This is a genomic window from Longimicrobium sp. (assembly GCF_036399255.1).
Lineage (GTDB): Bacteria > Gemmatimonadota > Gemmatimonadetes > Longimicrobiales > Longimicrobiaceae > Longimicrobium.
In genome coordinates, this window is record NZ_DASWNM010000138.1 from 1 (window position 1) to 19699 (window position 19699).

16 protein-coding genes and 2 rRNA genes are annotated in these 19699 nt (G+C 69.5%); 12 read left to right on the top strand and 6 right to left on the bottom strand.

Annotation, left to right across the window (positions count from 1 at the left end; all coding sequences use genetic code 11):
• The 3 genes from VGC13_RS25495 to VGC13_RS25505 form a co-directional block, all read left to right on the top strand.
• A 23S ribosomal RNA gene (locus VGC13_RS25495) occupies positions 1-401 on the top strand; the annotation flags it as partial.
• Between the two features lie 129 nt (positions 402-530).
• A 5S ribosomal RNA gene (gene rrf, locus VGC13_RS25500) occupies positions 531-647 on the top strand.
• Positions 648-982: 335 nt separating this feature from the next.
• Entirely contained in the window at positions 983-1486 is a 504-nt protein-coding gene (locus VGC13_RS25505) for a plastocyanin/azurin family copper-binding protein (protein ID WP_331128140.1), read from the top strand.
• 147 nt (positions 1487-1633) lie between these two features.
• On the opposite strand, the gene VGC13_RS25510 is transcribed toward VGC13_RS25505, so the two are convergent.
• Positions 1634-1930 (bottom strand): metal-sulfur cluster assembly factor, encoded by a 297-nt coding sequence (locus VGC13_RS25510; RefSeq protein ID WP_331128175.1) that lies wholly within the window; start codon positions 1928-1930, stop codon positions 1634-1636.
• A 173-nt stretch (positions 1931-2103) separates the two neighbouring features.
• Between VGC13_RS25510 and VGC13_RS25515 the strand changes: the two genes are divergently transcribed.
• Both VGC13_RS25515 and VGC13_RS25520 read left to right on the top strand, forming a co-directional pair.
• Positions 2104-3207, top strand: a complete 1104-nt coding sequence (locus VGC13_RS25515) for an ATP-dependent 6-phosphofructokinase (protein WP_331128141.1) — start codon at positions 2104-2106, stop codon at positions 3205-3207.
• Positions 3208-3508: 301 nt separating this feature from the next.
• A complete protein-coding gene (locus VGC13_RS25520; RefSeq protein ID WP_331128142.1) occupies positions 3509-4852 on the top strand; it encodes a sensor domain-containing diguanylate cyclase in 1344 nt (447 codons plus the stop codon).
• Between the two features lie 114 nt (positions 4853-4966).
• Here the strand turns inward: VGC13_RS25520 and VGC13_RS25525 are convergent, their stop codons facing one another.
• From VGC13_RS25525 to VGC13_RS25535, 3 genes are all read right to left on the bottom strand, one after another.
• Positions 4967-5920, bottom strand: coding sequence for a ring-cleaving dioxygenase (locus tag VGC13_RS25525; protein WP_331128143.1), 954 nt, complete (start codon positions 5918-5920; stop codon positions 4967-4969).
• Positions 5921-6846: 926 nt separating this feature from the next.
• Entirely contained in the window at positions 6847-7506 is a 660-nt protein-coding gene (gene can / locus VGC13_RS25530; protein ID WP_331128144.1) for a carbonate dehydratase, read from the bottom strand.
• Between the two features lie 81 nt (positions 7507-7587).
• Positions 7588-9390: a stage II sporulation protein M gene (locus VGC13_RS25535; protein WP_331128145.1), complete on the bottom strand. Its 1803-nt coding sequence runs from the start codon at positions 9388-9390 to the stop codon at positions 7588-7590.
• Between the two features lie 1324 nt (positions 9391-10714).
• On the opposite strand from VGC13_RS25535, the gene VGC13_RS25540 reads away from it, so the two are divergent.
• The 5 genes from VGC13_RS25540 (at position 10715) to VGC13_RS25560 (ending at position 16128) form a co-directional block, all read left to right on the top strand.
• Positions 10715-11422 (top strand): hypothetical protein, encoded by a 708-nt coding sequence (locus VGC13_RS25540; protein ID WP_331128146.1) that lies wholly within the window; start codon positions 10715-10717, stop codon positions 11420-11422.
• A gap of 6 nt (positions 11423-11428) precedes the next feature.
• Positions 11429-12475 carry a hypothetical protein gene (locus VGC13_RS25545; RefSeq protein ID WP_331128147.1) on the top strand — a complete coding sequence of 349 codons (1047 nt, stop codon included), beginning with the start codon at positions 11429-11431 and terminating at the stop codon, positions 12473-12475.
• An 83-nt stretch (positions 12476-12558) separates the two neighbouring features.
• Entirely contained in the window at positions 12559-14379 is a 1821-nt protein-coding gene (locus tag VGC13_RS25550) for an OmpA family protein (protein ID WP_331128148.1), read from the top strand.
• Between the two features lie 127 nt (positions 14380-14506).
• Entirely contained in the window at positions 14507-15292 is a 786-nt protein-coding gene (locus VGC13_RS25555; RefSeq protein ID WP_331128149.1) for a hypothetical protein, read from the top strand.
• A gap of 5 nt (positions 15293-15297) precedes the next feature.
• Positions 15298-16128 carry an ABC transporter ATP-binding protein gene (locus tag VGC13_RS25560; RefSeq protein ID WP_331128150.1) on the top strand — a complete coding sequence of 277 codons (831 nt, stop codon included), beginning with the start codon at positions 15298-15300 and terminating at the stop codon, positions 16126-16128.
• A gap of 244 nt (positions 16129-16372) precedes the next feature.
• Here the strand turns inward: VGC13_RS25560 and VGC13_RS25565 are convergent, their stop codons facing one another.
• Together VGC13_RS25565 and VGC13_RS25570 are read right to left on the bottom strand one after the other, a co-directional pair.
• Positions 16373-16825: a DUF6174 domain-containing protein gene (locus VGC13_RS25565; protein WP_331128151.1), complete on the bottom strand. Its 453-nt coding sequence runs from the start codon at positions 16823-16825 to the stop codon at positions 16373-16375.
• 54 nt (positions 16826-16879) lie between these two features.
• Complete coding sequence (locus VGC13_RS25570; RefSeq protein ID WP_331128152.1) at positions 16880-17332, bottom strand: DUF6174 domain-containing protein; 453 nt, start codon at positions 17330-17332, stop codon at positions 16880-16882.
• A 175-nt stretch (positions 17333-17507) separates the two neighbouring features.
• Here VGC13_RS25570 and VGC13_RS25575 point away from each other — a divergent pair, with 175 nt between their 5' ends.
• Positions 17508-18635, top strand: a complete 1128-nt coding sequence (locus tag VGC13_RS25575; protein WP_331128153.1) for an endonuclease/exonuclease/phosphatase family protein — start codon at positions 17508-17510, stop codon at positions 18633-18635.
• Positions 18635-19402, top strand: a complete 768-nt coding sequence (locus VGC13_RS25580; protein ID WP_331128154.1) for a hypothetical protein — start codon at positions 18635-18637, stop codon at positions 19400-19402. Before VGC13_RS25575 ends, VGC13_RS25580 begins: the two co-directional genes overlap by 1 nt.
• Positions 19403-19699: the final 297 nt, after the last annotated feature.

Below are 19699 nucleotides of genomic sequence, written 5' to 3' on the forward strand. Positions count from 1 at the left end.
ATGTCGGCTCATCGCATCCTGGGGCTGGAGAAGGTCCCAAGGGTCCGGCTGTTCGCCGGTTAAAGCGGTACGCGAGCTGGGTTCAGAACGTCGTGAGACAGTTCGGTCTGTATCCGTCGTGGGCGTTGGAAGATTGATGGAAGCCGTCCTTAGTACGAGAGGACCGGGACGGACCGACCTCTGGTGTACCGGTTGTCACGCCAGTGGCAGTGCCGGGTAGCTACGTCGGGAAGGGATAACCGCTGAATGCATCTAAGTGGGAAGCCCCTCCAGAGATGAATCTTCCCGGGGACCAGATCCCCCTGAAGGGCCGTGGGAGACCACCACGTTGATAGGCGGCAGGTGCAGGGCGCGTGAGCGCTACAGCCGAGCCGTACTAAGGGCCCGTGCGGCTTGACCGGTTCTATTTGCCGGTCCACCAGAGCTGCTAAAGACAGCAAAGAGCCTGCACACATGCAGGGCTCTTCGACAGGGCCGGAGCCTTTTCAGAAGCTCCAGCTTCTTCTACCCAGCCTTACCCGACCTTTATGGCCGGTGGCTATGGCGCGGGGGATCCACCCGATCCCATCCCGAACTCGGAAGTGAAAACCCGCTGCGCGGATGGTACTGCCGGGGCCACCCGGTGGGAGAGTACGGCGCCGCCGGCCTATTTTGCACAAACGCCCGCTTCGATCATTCGTGATCGGAGCGGGCGTTTGTCGTTTCCGGCGTATCCGCCAGGAAGAACGGCAAGGGGTACAGAGGAACAGAGAATACAGAGGAACGCCTTTCCTCTGTACCTCTGTTCCTCTGTACCCAAAACGCTTTTCATCTGTAGGGGATTTCACCACATCCTGCGTGTACGGGATCAGCGCTTTTCCGACCTCCGGACGCGCGAAATGTGTATTGTGGCGGGGGTTACGCAATGGTAGATTCACGGCGTGCTCAGAGCCCCGGAAGGGGCCGGCGCAAAGGATCACCAACTCATGGAGACGGATTGAAGATGTCCATTCGCAAGCTGCCCATTCTGGGCCTTCTGGCGCTCGCGGCCGCCTGCGGCGGCGGGGACGAGACCGAGCAGGCTGCCACCACCACGGAAAACACCGCGGCGTCGGGCACCCCCACCGTGACCACCACCCCGTCGGCCACGCCGGCCGCGCCCGCGGCGGGCGCCCCGGTTACGCCCGACGCGGGCGGCCAGGTGCACGAGGTGCGCATGGTCACCACGCAGGGCGGCGCTTCGGGCGAGTTCCAGCCCAAGACGCTCACGGTCAAGAAGGGCGACGTGATCAAGTGGGTGATGGCCGACGGCCAGGCGGTGCACAACGTGTCGTTCACCATGGCGCAGGGCAACCCGGGCGGCTTTACGCCCCCCGCCGACAGCCCCATGTACACGCAGGCCGGCCAGAGCTTCGAGCTCAAGGTCGACATGGCCCCCGGCACCTACAACTACGTGTGCGTCCCGCACTCGATGATGGGAATGACCGGCTCGATCACGGTCCAGTAAGCCGTCCCGATCGATCGGATACAGGAAGGGAGCCGTCCCGGCAGGGGCGGCTCCCTTTTTCAGGATCAAGTGCCCAGTGCCAAGTGCCAAGTTCAAGTCCAGCCGGGCGGTCCTTGAACCTGGGTACTTGAACCGTGAAGCTCTTCCCTACAGGCCCAGCGCGGCGCGGATGGTGGGGTTGATGCGGTCGGCGCTCCAGGGGGGTGAGAACGTGAGCTCCACCTCGGCGTGCTCCACGCCGGGAACGGACTCCACGGCTTCGCGCGCCTGGTTCAGCAGCTCGCCCGCCACGGGGCACATGGGCGAGGTGAGCGACATCGATACCTCCACCTTTCCGCCATCGATCCGGATATCGTAGATCAGCCCCAGCACCACCAGGTCCAGGTTCAGCTCCGGGTCCTTGACCTTGCGCAGGGCCTTCTTCACGTCGGCTTCGGCTACCATCACGGCACTCCTCGGTTTTTGAATCGCCCGCGGCGTGGCGCCGCGCAGCCCCGGACCATACCCACGCCGGGCGGTCGCGTCAACCCGCGGCGCCCTGCTTGCAGGCCCGGGGGGCGGCGGTATCTTTGGCGCTCCGGCGCTATGACGGAGCACTCACGCAGCCCCAGGGGACGATGACCGAACGCAGCCAGCCGCGGGTCCGCCGCATCGCCATCAACACCGGCGGCGGAGACGCCCCGGGACTCAACGCCGTCATCCGCGCCGCCACCCTGTCGGCGCTCAACGAGGGGTGGGAGGTGCTGGGGATTCGCCGCGGCTACATGGGGCTGCTGGAGGGCGAGGTGGACGGCGAGGCGGGGGTGTTCCCGCTGACGGCGCAGGCGGTGCGCGGCATTACCCACCTGGGCGGCACCATCCTGGGCACCACCACGCGCGGCAACCCGTTCGGGCTCGAGGTGCGGCAGCCGGACGGCACCTGGGGCACGGTGGACCGCTCCGGCGAGATCATCCAGAAGTTCCGCGAGCAGGAGATCGACGCGCTGATCGCCATCGGCGGCGACGGGTCGCTGAACATTGCCCACGCGCTGTACCAGAAGGGGCTGCCGGTGATCGGCGTGCCCAAGACCATCGACAACGACCTGAGCGCCACCGACGTCACCTTCGGCTTTCAGACGGCGGTGGAGGTGGCCACCGACGCCATCGGCCGGCTGCACAGCACGGCCGAGGCGCACCAGCGCGTGATGATCGTGCAGCTGATGGGGCGCCACACGGGGTGGATCGCGCTGGAGTCGGGGCTGGCCGGCGGCGCCGACGTCATCCTGATCCCCGAGATCCCCTACGACGTGAACCGCATCGCCGAAAAGGTGCGCGAGCGCGACGCGCAGCGGCGCCGCTTCAGCATCATCGTGGTGGCCGAGGGCGCGGTGTCGGTGGAGGGCGAGTCGTACGCGGACGCCACGGGGCGCTACCGGGGCGTGGCCGACCAGCTGGGCGACCAGATCGCCGCGGCGACGGGAAAGGAAACGCGCACGCTGGTGCTGGGCCACATCCAGCGCGGCGGCGAGCCCATTGCCTACGACCGCAACCTGGCCCTGCGCTTTGGCGCGGCGGCGGTGCGCTGCATCCGCGAAGGGAGCCTGGGGACGATGGTGGCGCTGCAGGGGAACCGCATCCGCGCCGTGCCCCTGGGCGACGCGGTGCACGACATCAAGCGCGTGGCGCCCGATTCGGAGCTGGTGATGACGGCCCGCCAGCTGGGGGTGAGCTTCGGCGACTGAGCCGGCGCATTCTGCACGACATCATGCGTTCCCCGCCGGTGCGTCCGAGCACCGCTCGGCCCGCGCGGGGGGCGGCGGGGCGGTGGAGCGCGGATGCAAGTGCGGGAAACGGCGGAGTTTGCGGATAAATGGGTGCCGGAGTGGCCGAATCCGCGCGGCGCGGCCCCGTTCTCGCCCTGCGGGTCTGTCTGTAGCGGAGCACTCCATGCTATATTGCAACCGTTTCTCGTAGCAGTCGGCCACATCCTGCCGGGCGCCCCCCGGGTTCCGGACCCTTCGCTCCTCCTCCATGCACACATCGATGGCAGCGCCGGCGCACCCGCGCCCGCCCCGCGAGGGGCACGCTCCCGACCCCGCGACGGTGACGCTGGCGTTTGCGTCCGTTCCCCTGCTGGGCACGCCCGAGCAGGCGGCGCAGGGGTGCGTGGAGGCGGTGCGCATGCTGACCGGCGACGCGGTGCGGCTGGAGGTGCCCACCCGCCCGGTGCCCCTGGGCGTGGGCGACCCGCGCGAGGGGCTGGCGTCCGTGGCGCGCTTTGGCGCGCCCGGGGGCGAGGGGGAGCTGCTGTGCGGCGGAACGGTGCAGTCGTGGCCGCAGGAGTCGCGCGACGCGCTGGTGCAGCAGGTGGCGCGGGTGTGGAGCCTGCACGCGCAGCGCGCGGGGCAGGCGCTGGAGCTGGACCAGCTGCGCTTTCACCTGGGGGCGCTGCAGCAGGTGGCGCGCACGCTGGCGGTGGTCCGCGGCGCGGAAGAGACGGAGCGGCTGGTGCTGGACTCGGTGGGCGAGGTGTTCTTTGCCTGGTGGGCGGCGCTGTACCACACCGACGGCGAGCAGTACACCTGCCGGGCGGTGCGCTCGCTGCGCGGCGAGTCGGTGGCGTACGCCATCCCCTCGCGGGTGGTGCGGGCCATCGCGGCCCCCGGCCAGCCGCCGGTCATTCCGCCGGAGGACGCCGAGATCCGCGACCACGTGCCGGCCGAGGTGGCGGTGGTGGCGCCGCTGGACTTTGGCGAGGGCGACGCGGGGCTGCTGATCCTGGGCCGGCGGATGACGGAGGCCCCGTACGAGGCGCACGACCTGGCGCTGCTGCGGGCGCTGGCGGACTCGTCGGCCATCGCGCTGCGCAACGCGGAGCTGCTGGACCGGCTGCGCGCGCAGGCCACCATCGACCCGCTGACGGGGTGCCACAACCGGCGCGGCTTCGACGAGATCCTGGCGGTGGAGGTGGCGCGCGGCAAGCGCTACAAGCGGCCGCTGTCGCTGGTGCTGCTGGACATCGACCACTTCAAGCGCATCAACGACGACTTCGGGCACGAGGTGGGCGACCACGCGCTGCAGCGCATTGGCCGCGCGGTGCGCCACACCTTCCGGACAACGGACAGCGCCTGCCGCCACGGCGGCGAGGAGTTCGCGCTGATCTTTCCCGAGACGCCCAAGGACGAGGGGCTGCGGCTGGCGGAGCGGCTGCGGATGCTGGTGGAGTCGCTGCCGCCCAACGCCGAGGTGCCGCGCACGCTGACGGCCAGCTTTGGCGTGGCCTGCTTTCCCGACGACGCCGAGACCATTCCCGACCTGATCCGCGCCGCGGACCGCGCGCTGTACCAGGCCAAGACCAACGGCCGCAACCGCGTCGAGCAGGCCTGACGTTCCAGCAAAAGAACAAGGGTACAGAGGAACAGAGTCAGACAGAGAAGATGGACCTCTGTCTGACTCTGTTCCTCTGTACCCTGATCTGTTGTTTTTCCGTATTTGGGGAAGTCAGTCGATCGGCTTGAGGCCGGCGACGATGGCGGCGCGGCGGGGCTCCAGGAAGGGGGGCAGCACTACGGACTCGCCCAGCGTGGCGGCGTCCTCGTCCACCGCGAAGCCGGGGCCGTCGGTGGCGATCTCGAACAGGACGCCGTTGGGCTCGCGAAAGTACAGGCTGCGGAAGTAGTAGCGGTCCACCTCGCCGCTGTTGCGCACGCCCAGCTCGTTCAGCCGCCGCCCCCAGGCGTGGTACTGCTCCTCGTCCGGGGTGCGAAAGGCCACGTGGTGCACGCCGCCGGCCCCGGGGCGCACCACCGGCAGCTCCGGCTGCACCGCCACGTGCAGCTCGGCGTGCGGTCCGCCCGCGCCCATCTCGTACACGTGCACGGTGTTGCGCGGGTTGTCGGGGTCGGCGTACCGGCGCACGGGGCGCATGTTGGTCACCCCCGTGAGCACCATGTCCGTCATCCGCAGCTCGGGAACGCTCATGACGATGGGGCCCAGGCCGCGCACCTGGTGCTCGGGCGGAACGGGGCTGCGGTCCCACGGGGTGGGCGGGTCGCCCGCGCCGCCGTCGTCCACCAGCGCCAGCCGCTGCCCCTCGGGGTCCTCGAAGCGCAGCGTAAGCCGGCCGTCCAGCTCGTGGATCCCCTCGGTGGCCACGCCGGCGCCGCGCAGGTGCTCGTTCCACCACTCCAGCGCCGCCTGCCCGTTCACCCGAAGCGTCGTGCGGATGATGCTGTGCGTGCCGCGCTTCTCCGGCGGCACCTTCCAGTCGAAGAAGGTGAGGTCGGTGCCCGGCGAGCCCACCGCGTCGGCGTAGAACAGGTGGTAGGCGCTCACGTCGTCCTGGTTCACGCTGCGCTTTACCAGCCGCATCCCCATCACCTGCGTGTAGAACCGGTAGTTCTCGCTGATCCTGGACGATACGGCGGTCAGGTGGTGGATTCCCGTGAATTCCATGCTCTCGCTCCGTCGGTCAGGGTGCGGCGGGGGGACGATGCAGAAAGCCCACCGCGGCGCCGGAAATCTCTCCCTCCGTCCGGGACGAAAAGAGAGGACCCGGAGAAGATAGCGAAGCGGGCAAGGGTGCGTGCCCGGCCTCCATCGTTTCTCCGCGTCCTCCACGTGGCCCGTCGCCTGAACCTCTCAGGCAGGCAAAAGAAGCCGTGACTTCCTGAGAGGGTGTTCAAACTTCCGAGTCCTGACGCAAGCGCCTGACTTTGCGGAGCGGCGCCTCCCTCAGAGTGTGTTTAAGAATCCCTGCGCTCGCGCCCGCATGTCATTTCGAAGGAGGCGCCACACCGCACGATCGGCTCGCCCGAAATCCTGCGCGCCGACTGAGAAATCTACTGTCTGCTGCTGGTGCCCCGCTGTACCGCTCCGGCACTGGCCCTGTCCGCCCGTGTCATAGCCGCGAAGCAGGCACGGCTACCGCGTCTGCCCTCCAGCAATCCGAAAGTAGATTCCTCGGCCCTGCAACCTCTGGTGTGAAAGCAGGCTACGGCGTGGCCGGGCCTCGGAATGACAGCGCTGGTGGATCTGCCTGGATGCGCAGCGTCGGATTCTTAAACACGCTCACAGAGGGTGTCGCTAAGCCCTTGAACTCACAACGAAGCGGTGACTTCCTGAGGGAGCGCACCACGGAGAATCAGAAGCCACACAACCGCCCGCGCGCGACCGAAGGACCTCGTTTCGGTGGCGCAGGGGCCAGATCAGGGCACGGGACCCGCCCCGTCGTTCTGCTGGCGAGGTCCTTCGGTCGGCGCCATGGCTTTTCCGTACCCGCAGATTGAGGAGCGGCGCCTCCCTCAGGAAGTCATTCTCGGGGCGAGGTTCAGCACCACCCCCTCAGGACATCCATTGCGGCGAGCGGTTCGGCGGCACCGTCAGACCGCGCCCTCCAGCACCAGCTTGTGGAGCGCGGAGGCGTAGTCCGCCGCCAGGTCGTCCGCGCAGGTGACGCACATGCGCAGGTCGTGCAGCAGGCCGTCCTGCAGGCGGTAGATCCACCCGTGAATCGCCAGCTCCTGCCCGCGCGCCCACGCGTCCTGCACCACCGTGGTCTGGCAGACGTTGTTCACCTGCTCGATGACGTTCAGCTCGCACAGGCGGTCCAGCCGCATGGAGGCGTCGTCGATCTCCATCAGCTGCTGCGCGTGCTTGTCGCGCACGTCCTGCACGTGGCGCAGCCAGTTGTCGGCCAGCCCCACCTTGGTGCCCTCGAGCGCGGCCCGCACGCCGCCGCACCCGTAGTGCCCCACCACCATCACGTCGCGCACCCGCAGCACGTCCACCGCGAACTGCAGCACGGAGAGGCAGTTGAGGTCGGTGTGCACCACCACGTTGGCCACGTTGCGGTGCACGAACAGCTCGCCCGGCGCCAGGCCCACGATCTCGTTGGCGGGGACGCGGCTGTCGGAGCAGCCGATCCACAGGTGGGCCGGCGCCTGCTGCTCCATCAGGCGGGTAAAGAACTCCGGGTCGGCCTCGGTCATGCGGCGCGACCAGGCGCGGTTGTTTTCGAACAGATGCTTCAGCACGCGCATGGTGTTCGGGGGATCGATCCGTTTTCAAATCCAGCGGGAACGGCGCACAACATACAACGCCTGCGCCTCCGGCGCGCGGGGTCAGCGGTCGCCGGCGTGCTCCGCGGCCTCGCGGTCTTCCACCCCGCGCCCCGCGAACACGAAGTAGGCCACCATCGCCATCGCGAACACCGCCGCGCACCCCAGCTTGGCCTCGCGCGGCAGCTGCGACGGCGAGATGAAGCCCTCGATGGTGCCGGCGATCACCAGCATGATGGCCGTGCCGCCGATGAGCGACACCGCCTCGCGCCCCCGCGTCACCAGCACCTCGCTTCGCGTCCGCCGGCCGGGGAGCAGGAACGCGCTTCCCATCCACAGCCCCGCGCCGCCGGCGATGCAGATGGCGGTGAGCTCGATGACGCCGTGGGGAAGCACGAAGGTCCACAGGTGCAGGCTCTGCCCCTGGTTGGCGAAGGCGGCGGCCACGGAGCCCAGCATTACCCCGTTCATCACCACGATCCAAACCGTCCCCAGCCCCGCCAGGATGCCGCCGGCAAAGGCCAGAAAGGTGACCTGCACGTTGTTGCGGATCAGGCCGGTCGCCATCGCCGGCATGAACACCTCCGGCACCTCCGCGTATCCCTCGCCCCTGCGCTCCTTTTCAGCGGCCTCTTCCACCCGCGAGATCATCCCCGCCCCCAGCAGCTGCGCCGTGAGCGCCGGGTCGCGCCGCACCGCCGCAAAGGTGAGCAGCGCCGGGAGGTAGAAGAGGATGCTGGCGGCCAGGATGGGCTTCCACCGCCGCCGCACCAGCGCCGCGAACCCGCCGCCCACGAACGCGCGAAAGCGGCGCCACGAGCGGGTGGGCGTCCGGTACAGCAGGTTGTGGCCAAAGCCCACCAGCCGCTCCATGGTGTACAGCAGCTCCGGCGAGGCGCCGTACGTGCGCGCCCGCGCCAGGTCCGCCGCCATCTCGCGGTACAGCGTGGCGAAGCGCGACACCTTGGCCTCGCCCAGCTGGTCCAGCCCGCGGGTGCGGGCCTCGTCCAGCAGCGCCTGGTACTCGTCCCACTCGCGCCGCTGCCGCCGCACCAGCGCCGTGGCCTGCGCCGTTCCCGCGCGCCCGCCGCCGCCGGCCGCCTGCCGCCGCGCCATCTCTTCGTCGTGCACCAGCGACAGGTAGGCGTCGGGGCTGCTCTGCCAGCGCCGCGCGTCTTCCTCGAAGTGGCGCTCCACGCGGGCCATCAGCTTGCGCGACAGCTCCGCCCGCACGGCGCCGTCCAGCGCGGCGCGGCGGGCGACGTACATCTCCAGCGCGGCGAACTCCTCGTCGCCCAGGCGGGGGCGGCCCAGCGCCAGGGCGGCGGGCGCCTTGGACTCTTCGGGGATCGCCTGGCCCGTACGGTCGCGGACGACGACGGTGCCGGCGGCCAGGTCGCCCAGGCGCTTGGTCTGCGGATGCAGCATCATCGCCAGGCCGCCCAGGGCAAAGGACGGGGCGGGCTGGATGTCGATGACGCGCATCAGGTTGCGCACCGCCGCGCCGCGGACGGTGACGGGGTAGCCGCCGTCGTGCACCACCCGGATCCCCATGTACCGCTTCCCCGGCGTCTGCCCGTCGCGCAGCCCCTCGTAGAAGACGAAGTAGCCCCACGTCAGCACGAAGCTGATGAGGATGGTGATGCCCAGCCCCACCCCCGTGACGGCGTTGCGGAGCCCGGTGATGCTGGCCAGCGCGTACAGCCCCAGCCAGATCCCCAGCTGGCCCGTCATGATGAGCGCCCAGTCCAGCAGCAGCGCCGTAAAGCGCGAGCCCAGGTCCGCCAGCTGGTAGCCGATGGCCACGTGCTCGGGCGTTTCGACGTCGTGCTGCCGGTCCGCCAGCGGCTGCGCGGTCTGCGTCATGATGGCAACGCGGGATGAAGGGAAGTGCCTGATGTCGGGCGAGGGTGCCGCGGGGGTGGTCCGGGGGACAATGTAGCCGCGGGCGGGGAGGATGGCGAGAACGGCGGGGGGCGAGGGATCGCGGCTCGACGAAGGGCATCGAACTGCGCCGGCCGGGGTGCCCCTCCCCCGGCCCCTCCCCGTTCGTTCCTCACGGAGAGGGGAGAATTCGATCCCGCGGTGGCTGGGCTTCGGCGCGAGGGGCGGGCGCCCCCCTCTCCCGGCCTCTCCCCCATAAACTGCATGAGGGGAGAGGAGACGTCGATCCCGCGGTGGCTGAGCTCTGCGCGAGCGGCGGGCGCCCCCTCCGGCTCGCTTAGGCTCGCCACCTCCCCCAAAACTGCTGGGGGAGGTTGGGGTAGGGCAGGGGATGGAGGCTCGACGACAGGGCATCGATCTGGCGCCGGTGGGGGGCCCTCCTCCGGCCCCTCCCCGCTCGTTCCTCGCGGAGAGGGGAGAATCCGATCGCGCTGCGGCGGGGTTGGGCGCGAGCGGCGGGCGCCCCCGCCGGCTCGCTTAGGCTCGCCACCTCCCCCAAAACTGCTGGGGGAGGGTGGTGTGGCAGATGGATCGCGGCTCGGCGACGAAGGCCTGACTGCGCCGACCGGGGGCCCCCTCTCCCCTCGTTCCTCGGGAGAGGGGAGAATTCGATCCCGCTCCGGAAATCCTGTGGGTCGCGTCACCCTCCCCGCGCAGTTTGCGGGGGAGGGCTGGGGAGGGGGGCACCCACCATCCCGCGCCCAATCTTCTGAACCGCTCCGCGGACAGCCCCCACCCAACCTCCCCCAGCAGTTTTGGGGGAGGTGGGCGAGTAATGCGAGCCCGGAGGGGGCGCCCCGCCGACGCGCCGGCAGCCGTTCGAACCGCTCCCATCCATCCGCCGATTTCCCGCCCCGCCCTCCGTTCCGCCGAATCCGGAATCCCGCCCTTTTGGGGCGGAAAGGCTTGCCCCGGCGGCGGCGGTCATATAAAATCCAGCGGTCCGCAAACTTACCGCTCCGGCCACCCGCCCCGCGGGCCGGTGGAGGAGCGGGGCGCCGCGTTGCGCCGGGGCGGGCCCTCGCGCCCGTTCCTTTCCGGGGACCTCCTCGCGATACCGCATTCCGCAGCCGGTCCTCCGCCCGACGCCCGGATTCCAGCAGAACGAAACTCCCGGCCGGCGTAACCCGTACCGAACGCACCGCTTGCGGCAACCGCCCGCATCGCGTTCCCGCGGGGCTCCGGACGGTTCACCCGGCCCGATCCCCCACCCCCGTCAAGCGGCCCAGGCCGCGGCAAGACACCGATGAAGGACCTTTTCGACAAGCTCAAGGACGTGGGGCGAGACGCCCTGGGGACCTTCGTGGAGCTGGACGAGGACGGCAACGAGGTCGAGGCCCCCGCCGACGACCCGCGCCGCGCCCCGCCGCGCCCGTCCGGGGCCGCGCCCTCCGCCCCGGCCATGGCGGCTGCCCCCGTCGCCGCGCCGTCGGCCGCCGCCATGGAGGCGGCGGGCGTGGACCCGGAGTTCGTGCAGCAGCTGCACGCGTCGGTGCAGGCCAGCAAGAAGACCGCGTACACGCAGTTCCAGGCGCTGTACTCGGCGCTGTCCGCCATCGCCGACCCCAACCAGCGGGCGCAGCTGGCGCTTTCGGCCGCGCAGGCCAGCCACGGCGTGACGCCGCAGCAGGTGGCCGAGGCCATCGAGGACCGGCTGGGCATCCTGGCCGGCGAGCGCAAGGCGTTCGACAAGGCCGTGCAGGACGAGACGGACCACACCATCGGCGCCACGCAAAAGCGCATCGACGCCGCCAAGGCCGAGATCATCAAGAAGGCCGAAGAGATCCGGCAGCTGGAGGCCACCCGCGCCGAGCTGGAAAAGTCCATCGCCGAGGCGCGCACCGCCATCGACACCAACGCCGCGCGGTTCGCCGCCTCGTACGCCGTGGTAGAGGCCGAGCTGGCGTCCGAGCGCGCGCGCATTGCCCCGTTCATCACCCCCAACCCGCGGTAACGGCACATGAGCGAGCTTTCCCCCGGCAGCACCCAGCCGTCCGGCCGGCGCTCCTTCTGGAAGCGCCCCGAGGGCAAGGTGGGCATGGGCATCCTGGCGGGCCTGGGCGCCGTGCTGGGCTGGGGCTTCATCCAGGCGCTGCCGACGCTCATCCAGCTGGCCGAGAACACGCTGTACCTCAGCTTCCTGCTGGGCGCGCTGGCGCTGGCCTACTGCGTGGTGTTCGTGTGGGACCGCCCCCGCACCCTGCTGTTCTACGGCCTGCAGATGATCTCGCGCTGGGTCACCGGCAACTTCGTGGAGCTGGACCCGGTCGCCATCCTGCACGCCTTCGTCAAGCAGATGAAGGAGCGCCGCGCCATCATCCAGGACCGCCTGGGGCGGCTGGTGGGCGTGCGGCGCATGCTGGAGGCCAAGATCGCCAAGAGCGAGAAGGAGCGTCAGCAGGCGCTCAAGCTGGCCGCGGCCGCCAAGGGGACGGGCGATGACGACGGGCTGAACGCGCACGCCGAGATCGCGGCGCGCCGCTCGCGCGACATCGAGGAGTACAACTCGATGAAGGGCCAGATGGAGAACATCGAGGGCCTTCTGCAGCGCGTGCTCAAGCGGGCCAACTACCACATCCAGACCGCCGAGGACGAGGCCAACCAGCTGGCCGACAAGCACACCATCACCAAGTCGGTGGCGGCGGCGACGACGGCGGCGCAGGGGATCTTTGGCGACAGCGACCTGCTGGAGGTGCGCGACATGGCCGCCGCCCGCATTCGCGACGACTACGAGAAGCGCCTTGGCGAGCTGCAGACCCTGATCGACCTGACCGACTTCGACCACGCGGTGGACCTGAACCAGATGGCCTTCCGCCAGGACGGCCTGGCCCAGCTGGCCGAGGCCGAAAAGAAGGTGACCGCCGCCGAGGCCGCCGAGGCGCCGGCCCCCGCCCGCCCGCTGGGCGCGGGCGACCCGCTGGCCGGCTTCAGCACGGGCATCGCGGGTGGAACGCCGATGGGCGCCACCCCCGAAGACCGCTGGCGCACCAAGGTGCGCAAGCAATAGCGCCGACCCACGCGTCCGCACCACCGGCCGCGCGCACGCGCGGCCGGCAGCACTGACCCTCACTTCGCGATCCATCCATGCGATTGACTTCGACCGGTCAAAAGACCGTCCGCGTTCTGGGCGGGCTGGTCGTCATCCTGCTCGTGGGCCTGGGGCTGCGCTTCGCGGCGCAGAACGGCTACGGCCGCGGCATCCTCAAGTCGTTCGTCCCCGACAAGGTGGAGGGGCTGGACGCCGCCACCGAAAAGAGCCAGAGCGACGCGGCCTTCGCCGGCCTGCCCACGGACGAGCCCGCCGCGCTCCCCGGCGCGCCGGAGGTGCGCATCAACTTCTGGGCGTGGAACAGCCAGATGGGGTGCCTGTACGCCAACGGCGGCCCGGTGACGACGAAGGGCTCGCTGATGGAGAAGCAGGGGATCAAGGTCAACATCACCCGGCAGGACGACAACAGCCAGCTGATGGCGCAGCTGACGCGCCTTGCGCAGGGGCTGCACAGCGGCCAGGCGCAGCCGCGCGACGGCATTCACTTCATCGGCATCATGGGCGACGGCGCGGGCGCGTTCCTGGCCGCGCTCAACGCGCAGCTCACCGAGAGCTTCGGGGCGGAGTACCGCGCCGAGATCGTGGGCAGCTGCGGCTACAGCCGCGGCGAGGACAAGCTGATGGGGCCGCAGAAGTGGCGCGACAACCCGCAGAGCATGCGGGGCGCGCTGGTGGCGGGCGTGCTGCGCGACGGCGACTGGAACATCGCCCAGCGCTTCATGGGCGACAACGGCATCGCCAACAACCCCGACGAGCGCACCTACGACCCCAACGCGGTCAACTGGGTGAACACCAGCAGCTACGTGGACGCGGCCGAAAAGTACGTGTCGGGCTACTGCGAGGAGCGCCCGGTGGTCGAGGAAGGCCGCCGCACGGGTGAGACCAAGCGCGTGTGCATCGACGGCATCGTCACCTGGACGCCGGCGGACGTGACGGCGGCGCGCGAGCGGGGCGGGCTGGTCTCCGTCGTCAGCACCAAGGAGTACAGCTCGCAGATGCCGCACGTGCTCATCGGCATCCGCAAGTGGAACCAGCAGAACCGCGAGACGGTGGAAAAGCTGCTGACGGCGTTTACGCAGGGCGGCGACCAGGTGCTGGCGCACCCGCAGGCGCTGGCCCGCGCGGCCGAGATCAGCCAGGAGATCTACCAGGAGAAGGGCGCCGACGCCGAGTACTGGGCCAAGTACTACCGCGGCGTCACGGAGCCCGACAAGCAGGGGATTCCCGTGGAGCTGGGCGGCAGCAAGGCCAACAACCTGGCCGACAACCTGCTGCTCTTTGGCCTGGCGCAGGGCACCTCGCCCGAGACCAGCCGCTTTCGCGCCACCTACACGGTGTTCGGCAAGATCGTCACGCAGCAGTACCCTGACCTGGTGCCCAGCGTCCCCGCGTACGACAGCATCGTGGACGTGAGCTACCTGCGCGCCGTGGCCTCGCGGGCGGGCGCCACGGGGACCACGGGCGGCCGGGCCGAGACGCAGACGTTCAGCGACTCCAACAGCCGCGTGACGCGGGTGGTGGGCCGCCGCAACGTGCAGCTCACCTTCGGCACGGGCTCGGCCCAGATCACGCCGCAGACCGAGCAGCAGCTGCAGCAGCTGTTCGACGAGCTGTCCATCAACTCGCTGGCGGTCGAGGTGCACGGCCACACCGACAACGTGGGTGACCCGGCGGCCAACCAGCAGCTGTCCGAGGACCGCGCCATCGCGGTGAAGCAGTGGCTGGAGCGCCGTTCGGCGTCCACCTTCCCGCCGGGGCGCGTGCGGGTGTTCGCGCACGGCAGCACGCAGCCGGTGGAGAGCAACCGCACCGACACCGGCCGCGCCGCGAACCGCCGCGTGGAGATCGTCATCGGCAGCTGAGATAGAAGTGCCTAGTGCCTAGTGCCCAGTGCCAAGTGCTGCCCAACCGGCACTCGGCACTCGGTACTAGGCACTTTCGCACTTTCGCACTCTCGCACTCTCGCACTTCCCCCAGACTCTCCCGTAAATGGCTTCTCTCGGTCCCGCGCTGCGCCCCAACCAGTGGGTCCCGCGCAGCGCGTATTTGATGCTCGCCGGCATGTGGACGGTGATCATCCTGCTGGCTTGGATGGTGGCGCCGGCGTTCTTTCCCAAGCCCGGCCGGGTGATCCAGGCCATGAGCGAGATGATCTCCACGCAGGGGCTCATCGCCGAGCTGGCCACCAGCCTGGGGCTGTTCGCCCAGTCGCTGCTGATCGCGACGATTCTCTCCCTGGGGCTGGCTTACCTGACGGTGGTGGCGGGGATCCGGCCGTTCATCATGGCGCTCACCCGGGCGCGGTTCCTGAGCCTGGTGGGCCTTACCTTCATCTTTACGATGATGGTGGGGGGCGGGCGGCCGCTGAAGGTGTCGCTGCTGGTGTTCGGCATCAGCGCCTTCTTCCTTACGTCGATGGTGGACGTGGTCGCGAGCGTGCCGCGCGAGAAGCTGGACCACGCGCGCACGCTGCGGATGGGCGAGTGGCGGGTGGTGTGGGAGGTGATCGTGCTGGGGCAGATGGGGGCCACGCTGGACGTGCTGCGGCAGAACGCGGCCATCGGGTGGATGATGCTGACGATGGTGGAGGGGATCAGCCGCAGCGAAGGCGGCATCGGCGCCCTGCTGATGGACCAGAACAAGCACTTCAACCTGGCCGCCATCATCGCGGTTCAGATCGTCTTCCTGATCGCGGGCTTCTTTCAGGACGCGTTCCTGGCGTGGCTCAAGGCCACGGTGGTGCCGCACGCGGCGCTCACCACCGTGCGGAGGTAGGGGCCATGAGCGACGTGATGGAGTATTCGCGCGGCGGGGTGCTGCTGGACCTGCAGGACATCAGCGTGACGCGCGGGGGCGTGCCGGTGCTGCGCGACATGACGGCGCAGGTGCACGACCTGGTTCGCCCGGGGATGAGCCAGGGGCAGGTCGTGGGGCTGCTGGGCCCGTCGGGCGTGGGCAAGACCACGCTGTTCCACGTGCTGGCCGGGCTGCTGAAGCCCGACAAGGGCACGGTACGGATCGGCGACCGGGCGCTGCCGGCGGCGCCGGGGCTGGTGGGCGTGGTGTCGCAGAACTACGTGCTCTTCGAGCACCGCTCGGTGCTGGGCAACCTGGTGATCGCCGCGCGGCAGGCGGGGATGAACGATGCCCAGGCGCGCGAGGCGTCCATGAAGTACCTGGAGCGCTTCGGGCTGGCGGCGCACGCCGACAAGTTTCCCATGCAGCTTTCCGGCGGCCAGCGGCAGCGCGTGGCCATCGCGCAGCAGCTGCTGTGCTCCGAGCTGTACCTGGTGATGGACGAGCCGTTCAGCGGGCTCGACGTCATCCAGCAGGAGAACGTGCAGAAGCTGATCATGGAGGTAAGCCAGACGCACGAGCACAACACCATCATCGTGGTGACGCACGACGTCTCGGCGGCGGTGGCGGTGTCCGACACCATCTGGCTGATGGGCCGCGAGCGCGACGCGGCGGGGAACGTGATTCCCGGCGCGCGCATCATCGAGACCATCGACCTGATCGACTGCGGCCTGGCCTGGCGCCCCGACATCCGCTCGCGCCCCGGCTACATCGACCTGGTGAACCGCATCAAGGAGCGCTTTCACACGCTCTGATCCGGCGTCCACCCAAAAAGATTCTCACCCAGAGGCCACAGAGGACGCATCCCTCTGTGGCCTCTGCGGCCTCTGGGTGAGAAAAATCGTTGCCGGAGCTTGATACCGGATCCGGCAAAACAACACCATGATGGGTACAGAGGAACAGAGTCAGACAGAGGAACCGGGATGATATCTCAGTTCGCTTTTCTCTGTCTGACTCTGTTCCTCTGTACGATCATTCTTTTTCAGGAGCTGGTATGATCTACCGGCTCTCGAACGCTTCGACGGTGAAGCCGTGCTCGTCGTCCGCCCAGGTTTCGCGATAGTCCACGTACACGTCCACGGGCACCCCGTAGCGCGCGTCGAACTCCGCGTCGATGCGGTCTGCGCCCTCGTCCACGGCGTGCCGCAGAACGCCGAACAATTCCTCGACGGTGTCGTAGTCCCGGAACGCCTCGGGCGGCAGCCGGTTGCCCTCGCTTACGGGCTGCACGGAGACGGGCACGCCGCCGCGCACCTGGATTTCTGCTCCGCCGGTCACCCAGGCGCCGGTCAGCCACACGGTCATGTCGTAGTCTGCCACCGCCCGGTCTTCCCAGAGATGGCGGGCCCGTTCCAGCTCGAAGCGCTCGCCCGTGATCCCCGCGGGATCGGAGCAGGCGGCAAGCAGCGCGACGGACGCGGCGGCCAGCACGTTCAAACGAGACAGCTTCATTCGGTGTGCTCCACGAGAAGGATGTGATGGAGGTCCCGCCGGGGCGCGAGGCGGCTACAGGATCTCGAACACCTCGATCTTGAAGCCGTGCTCTTCGTCGATCGCGTTCCGTTCGGGATCGATGTAGACGTCCATCGGCACGCCCAGCTGGGGGTGGTACTGGACGTCGATGCGGTGCGCGTCGTCGTTGTGGGCGTCGATCAGCACTTCGAACAGCTCGTCGACCGTGTCCAGGTGCTCGAAGAAGCGGGGGGGCATCCCTTCATCGGGAGCCAGCGGCTGCACCGACACCGTCTGCCCGTCCCGGACGGTGATGCGCGCGTGGCCAGCGAGCATTCCACCCTGCAGCCGGATCGTCATGCGGTAGTCGTCGATGTCCTGCACGCTCCACCGCTCCAGGGCGCGCGACAGCGCCGCGGGATCACCCGCGCTCCCGGTGGGGTCGCCACAGGCGGCCAGGATGGCGACGCAGCCGGCGGCTGCGAACTTCCGGATCGACGGTCTCATGATACGGCCTCCAGTGCAGGGGTTCCCATCGCATTCGAGTCGCCCGGAGAACGTCCGGCGGGGGGAGCGTGTGACGGCGGGCCGCCGGAAAAGCCGTGACAAACCGTGAATGGCACGCGGTACGCATAGCGGGAGGTGTTCACGCCATCCGTCCCACTCTCGCCCCATCCGTCTGATGCACATCGTGCAGTGGGTCACCATCGGTCTGGGGGTGCTGGCGGCCCTTCTCACCACGCTGAGCCTGTTTCCCGGCTCGCACTGGAGCGTGCGGCTGTGGGACTTTCCCCGGCTGCAGATCGCCGCGGTGGCCGCCGCCGCGGCCGTCGCCTACGCGCTGCTCTTCTTTGACGGCGAGCTGCTGGAGTGGGCGTTCCTGGCCGCCACGGGGGCCACGACGCTCTGGCAGGCGTACAAGATCTTTCCGTACACGCCGATCGCGCCCATCCAGGTGCAGCGCAGCAGCATCGGCTCGGTAAAGGGGCGGGCGCTGGACACGCGCCGGCACCCGTCGTTCCGGCTGCTGATCACCAACGTGCTGATGGAGAACACGCAGCACGACCGGCTGCTGCGGGTCATCGAGGACGCGGCGCCCGACGTGGTGCTGGCGGTGGAGACCGACGCGGCGTGGGCGCGCGCGCTGAAGCCGCTGGAGGCCACGTATCCCCACACGCTGTTCCAGCCGCAGGAGAACTACTACGGGATGATGCTGTTCTCGCGGCTGCCGCTGCGGGAGGCGCGCTGCGACTTCCTGGTGCAGGACGACATCCCCTCCATGCACGCGGTGCTGGAGCTTCCGGGCGGCGTACAGGTGTCGCTGCACGGGATCCACCCCCGCCCGCCGGAGCCCATCCGCGACCAGGACAGCACCCCGCGCGACGCGGAGCTGGTCATCATGGGCAAGATCATCGGCGACGACGAGGACCGGCCCACCGTCGTGGCGGGCGACCTGAACGACGTGGCGTGGTCGCCCACGAGCGAATTGTTCATCCGCCTGTCGGGGCTGCTGGACCCGCGCCGCGGGCGGGGGTTCTTCAACAGCTACAACGCAAAGAACCCCATCTTTCGCTACCCGCTGGACCACGTGTTCCACAGCAACGACTTTCGGCTGGTGGACCTGCAGCGGCTGCCCAGCATCGGCTCGGACCACTTTCCCATGCTGGTGGAGCTGAGCTACGAGCCGCAGGCGGAGGCCGCGCAGCCGGAGCCCGAGATGGAGCCCGGCGACGAGGAGCGGGCCCGGGAGCGCCTCGAGGCGCAGGCCGAGGCCGCCGCCACCGGCGACGACCGTCCCGGCCGCGAGTGATGGCTTCCGCGGATGCTCGTCCCCCCACGGCGGGGGAGCGGATGCGCGGATACGCCGTGCACCTGTACACGGCGTCGGGGATCCTGCTGGCGGCGCTGGCGGCGGCGGAGATCTTTTCGCCGCGCCCGGACCCGCGCATCGTCTTCGTGCTCTTTGCGGCGGCGACGGTCGTGGACGGAACGGACGGCTTTCTGGCGCGGCGGTGGGAGGTAAAGCGCACGGCGCCCGACATCGACGGCCGCGCCATCGACGACATCGTGGACTACATCACCTTTACCTTTCTGCCGCTGCTGCTGGTGTGGCGGATGGGGTGGCTGCCGGACCCCGGGCTGCTGTGGATTGGCCCCGCGCTGATCGCGTCGCTGATGGGATTCGCGAACACGGGGGCCAAGGACGAGGGCGGCGGGTTCTTTCGCGGGTTCCCGTCGTACTGGAACGTGGTGGCCTTCTATGCCGGCCTGCTGGCGCCCGTGGTGAGCGCGGTGATGATCGTGGCGCTGGCGGTGCTGACGGTGCTGCCGGTGCGGTTCATCTACCCCACCCTGGCGCCGCGGCCGTGGCGGATGCCGCTGCTGGCGGGCGCGTTCGTGTGGCTCGCGCTGATGCTGGCGATGGTGCCGGACTATCCGGACGTGCCGGGGTGGCTGCTGCTGCTTTCGCTTTCGTATCCTCTGCTGTACACCGTGCTCTCCTGGCACCTGAGCCGGCGGGACCGACGGGCGCGGGGCAGGGGGGATTCCGGCGTGCCCCGCGGCATCCCGGGTTGAAGCGCCCCGGGTTAAGGCACCCCGGGTTAAGGCACCCCGGGTTAAGGCCCCGGGTTGAAACCCGGGGCTAGAAATGCCATAAGCCCCGCCCTGGGCTCGCGGAGCTCGCCCGGCGGGGCTTCACCCCCTTGGGCGCTGCGCGCACGGGCGCGACGCCGACGCTTCGGCGGGTACGTCCGCCAGGCAAGGCGCGCGCGCCCCAGCACCCCGGGTTGAAACCCGGGGCTAGAAATGCCATAAGCCCCGCCCTGGGCTCGCGGAGCTCGCCCGGCGGGGCTTCACCCCCATGGGCGCTGC

Excerpts from the sequence above, each read along its gene's own strand:
- VGC13_RS25580 (WP_331128154.1), top strand. The coding sequence starts at position 18,635 with ATGGCTTCCGCGGATGCTCGTCCCCCCACGGCGGGGGAGCGGATGCGC.
- VGC13_RS25505 (WP_331128140.1), top strand. The coding sequence starts at position 983 with ATGTCCATTCGCAAGCTGCCCATTCTGGGCCTTCTGGCGCTCGCGGCC.
- VGC13_RS25525 (WP_331128143.1), bottom strand. The coding sequence starts at position 5,920 with ATGGAATTCACGGGAATCCACCACCTGACCGCCGTATCGTCCAGGATC.
- VGC13_RS25565 (WP_331128151.1), bottom strand. The coding sequence starts at position 16,825 with ATGAAGCTGTCTCGTTTGAACGTGCTGGCCGCCGCGTCCGTCGCGCTG.
- VGC13_RS25510 (WP_331128175.1), bottom strand. The coding sequence starts at position 1,930 with ATGGTAGCCGAAGCCGACGTGAAGAAGGCCCTGCGCAAGGTCAAGGAC.
- VGC13_RS25515 (WP_331128141.1), top strand. The coding sequence starts at position 2,104 with ATGACCGAACGCAGCCAGCCGCGGGTCCGCCGCATCGCCATCAACACC.
- VGC13_RS25540 (WP_331128146.1), top strand. The coding sequence starts at position 10,715 with ATGAAGGACCTTTTCGACAAGCTCAAGGACGTGGGGCGAGACGCCCTG.
- VGC13_RS25575 (WP_331128153.1), top strand. The coding sequence starts at position 17,508 with ATGCACATCGTGCAGTGGGTCACCATCGGTCTGGGGGTGCTGGCGGCC.
- VGC13_RS25570 (WP_331128152.1), bottom strand. The coding sequence starts at position 17,332 with ATGAGACCGTCGATCCGGAAGTTCGCAGCCGCCGGCTGCGTCGCCATC.
- VGC13_RS25535 (WP_331128145.1), bottom strand. The coding sequence starts at position 9,390 with ATGACGCAGACCGCGCAGCCGCTGGCGGACCGGCAGCACGACGTCGAA.
- VGC13_RS25520 (WP_331128142.1), top strand. The coding sequence starts at position 3,509 with ATGGCAGCGCCGGCGCACCCGCGCCCGCCCCGCGAGGGGCACGCTCCC.
- VGC13_RS25545 (WP_331128147.1), top strand. The coding sequence starts at position 11,429 with ATGAGCGAGCTTTCCCCCGGCAGCACCCAGCCGTCCGGCCGGCGCTCC.
- can (WP_331128144.1), bottom strand. The coding sequence starts at position 7,506 with ATGCGCGTGCTGAAGCATCTGTTCGAAAACAACCGCGCCTGGTCGCGC.
- VGC13_RS25560 (WP_331128150.1), top strand. The coding sequence starts at position 15,298 with ATGAGCGACGTGATGGAGTATTCGCGCGGCGGGGTGCTGCTGGACCTG.
- VGC13_RS25555 (WP_331128149.1), top strand. The coding sequence starts at position 14,507 with ATGGCTTCTCTCGGTCCCGCGCTGCGCCCCAACCAGTGGGTCCCGCGC.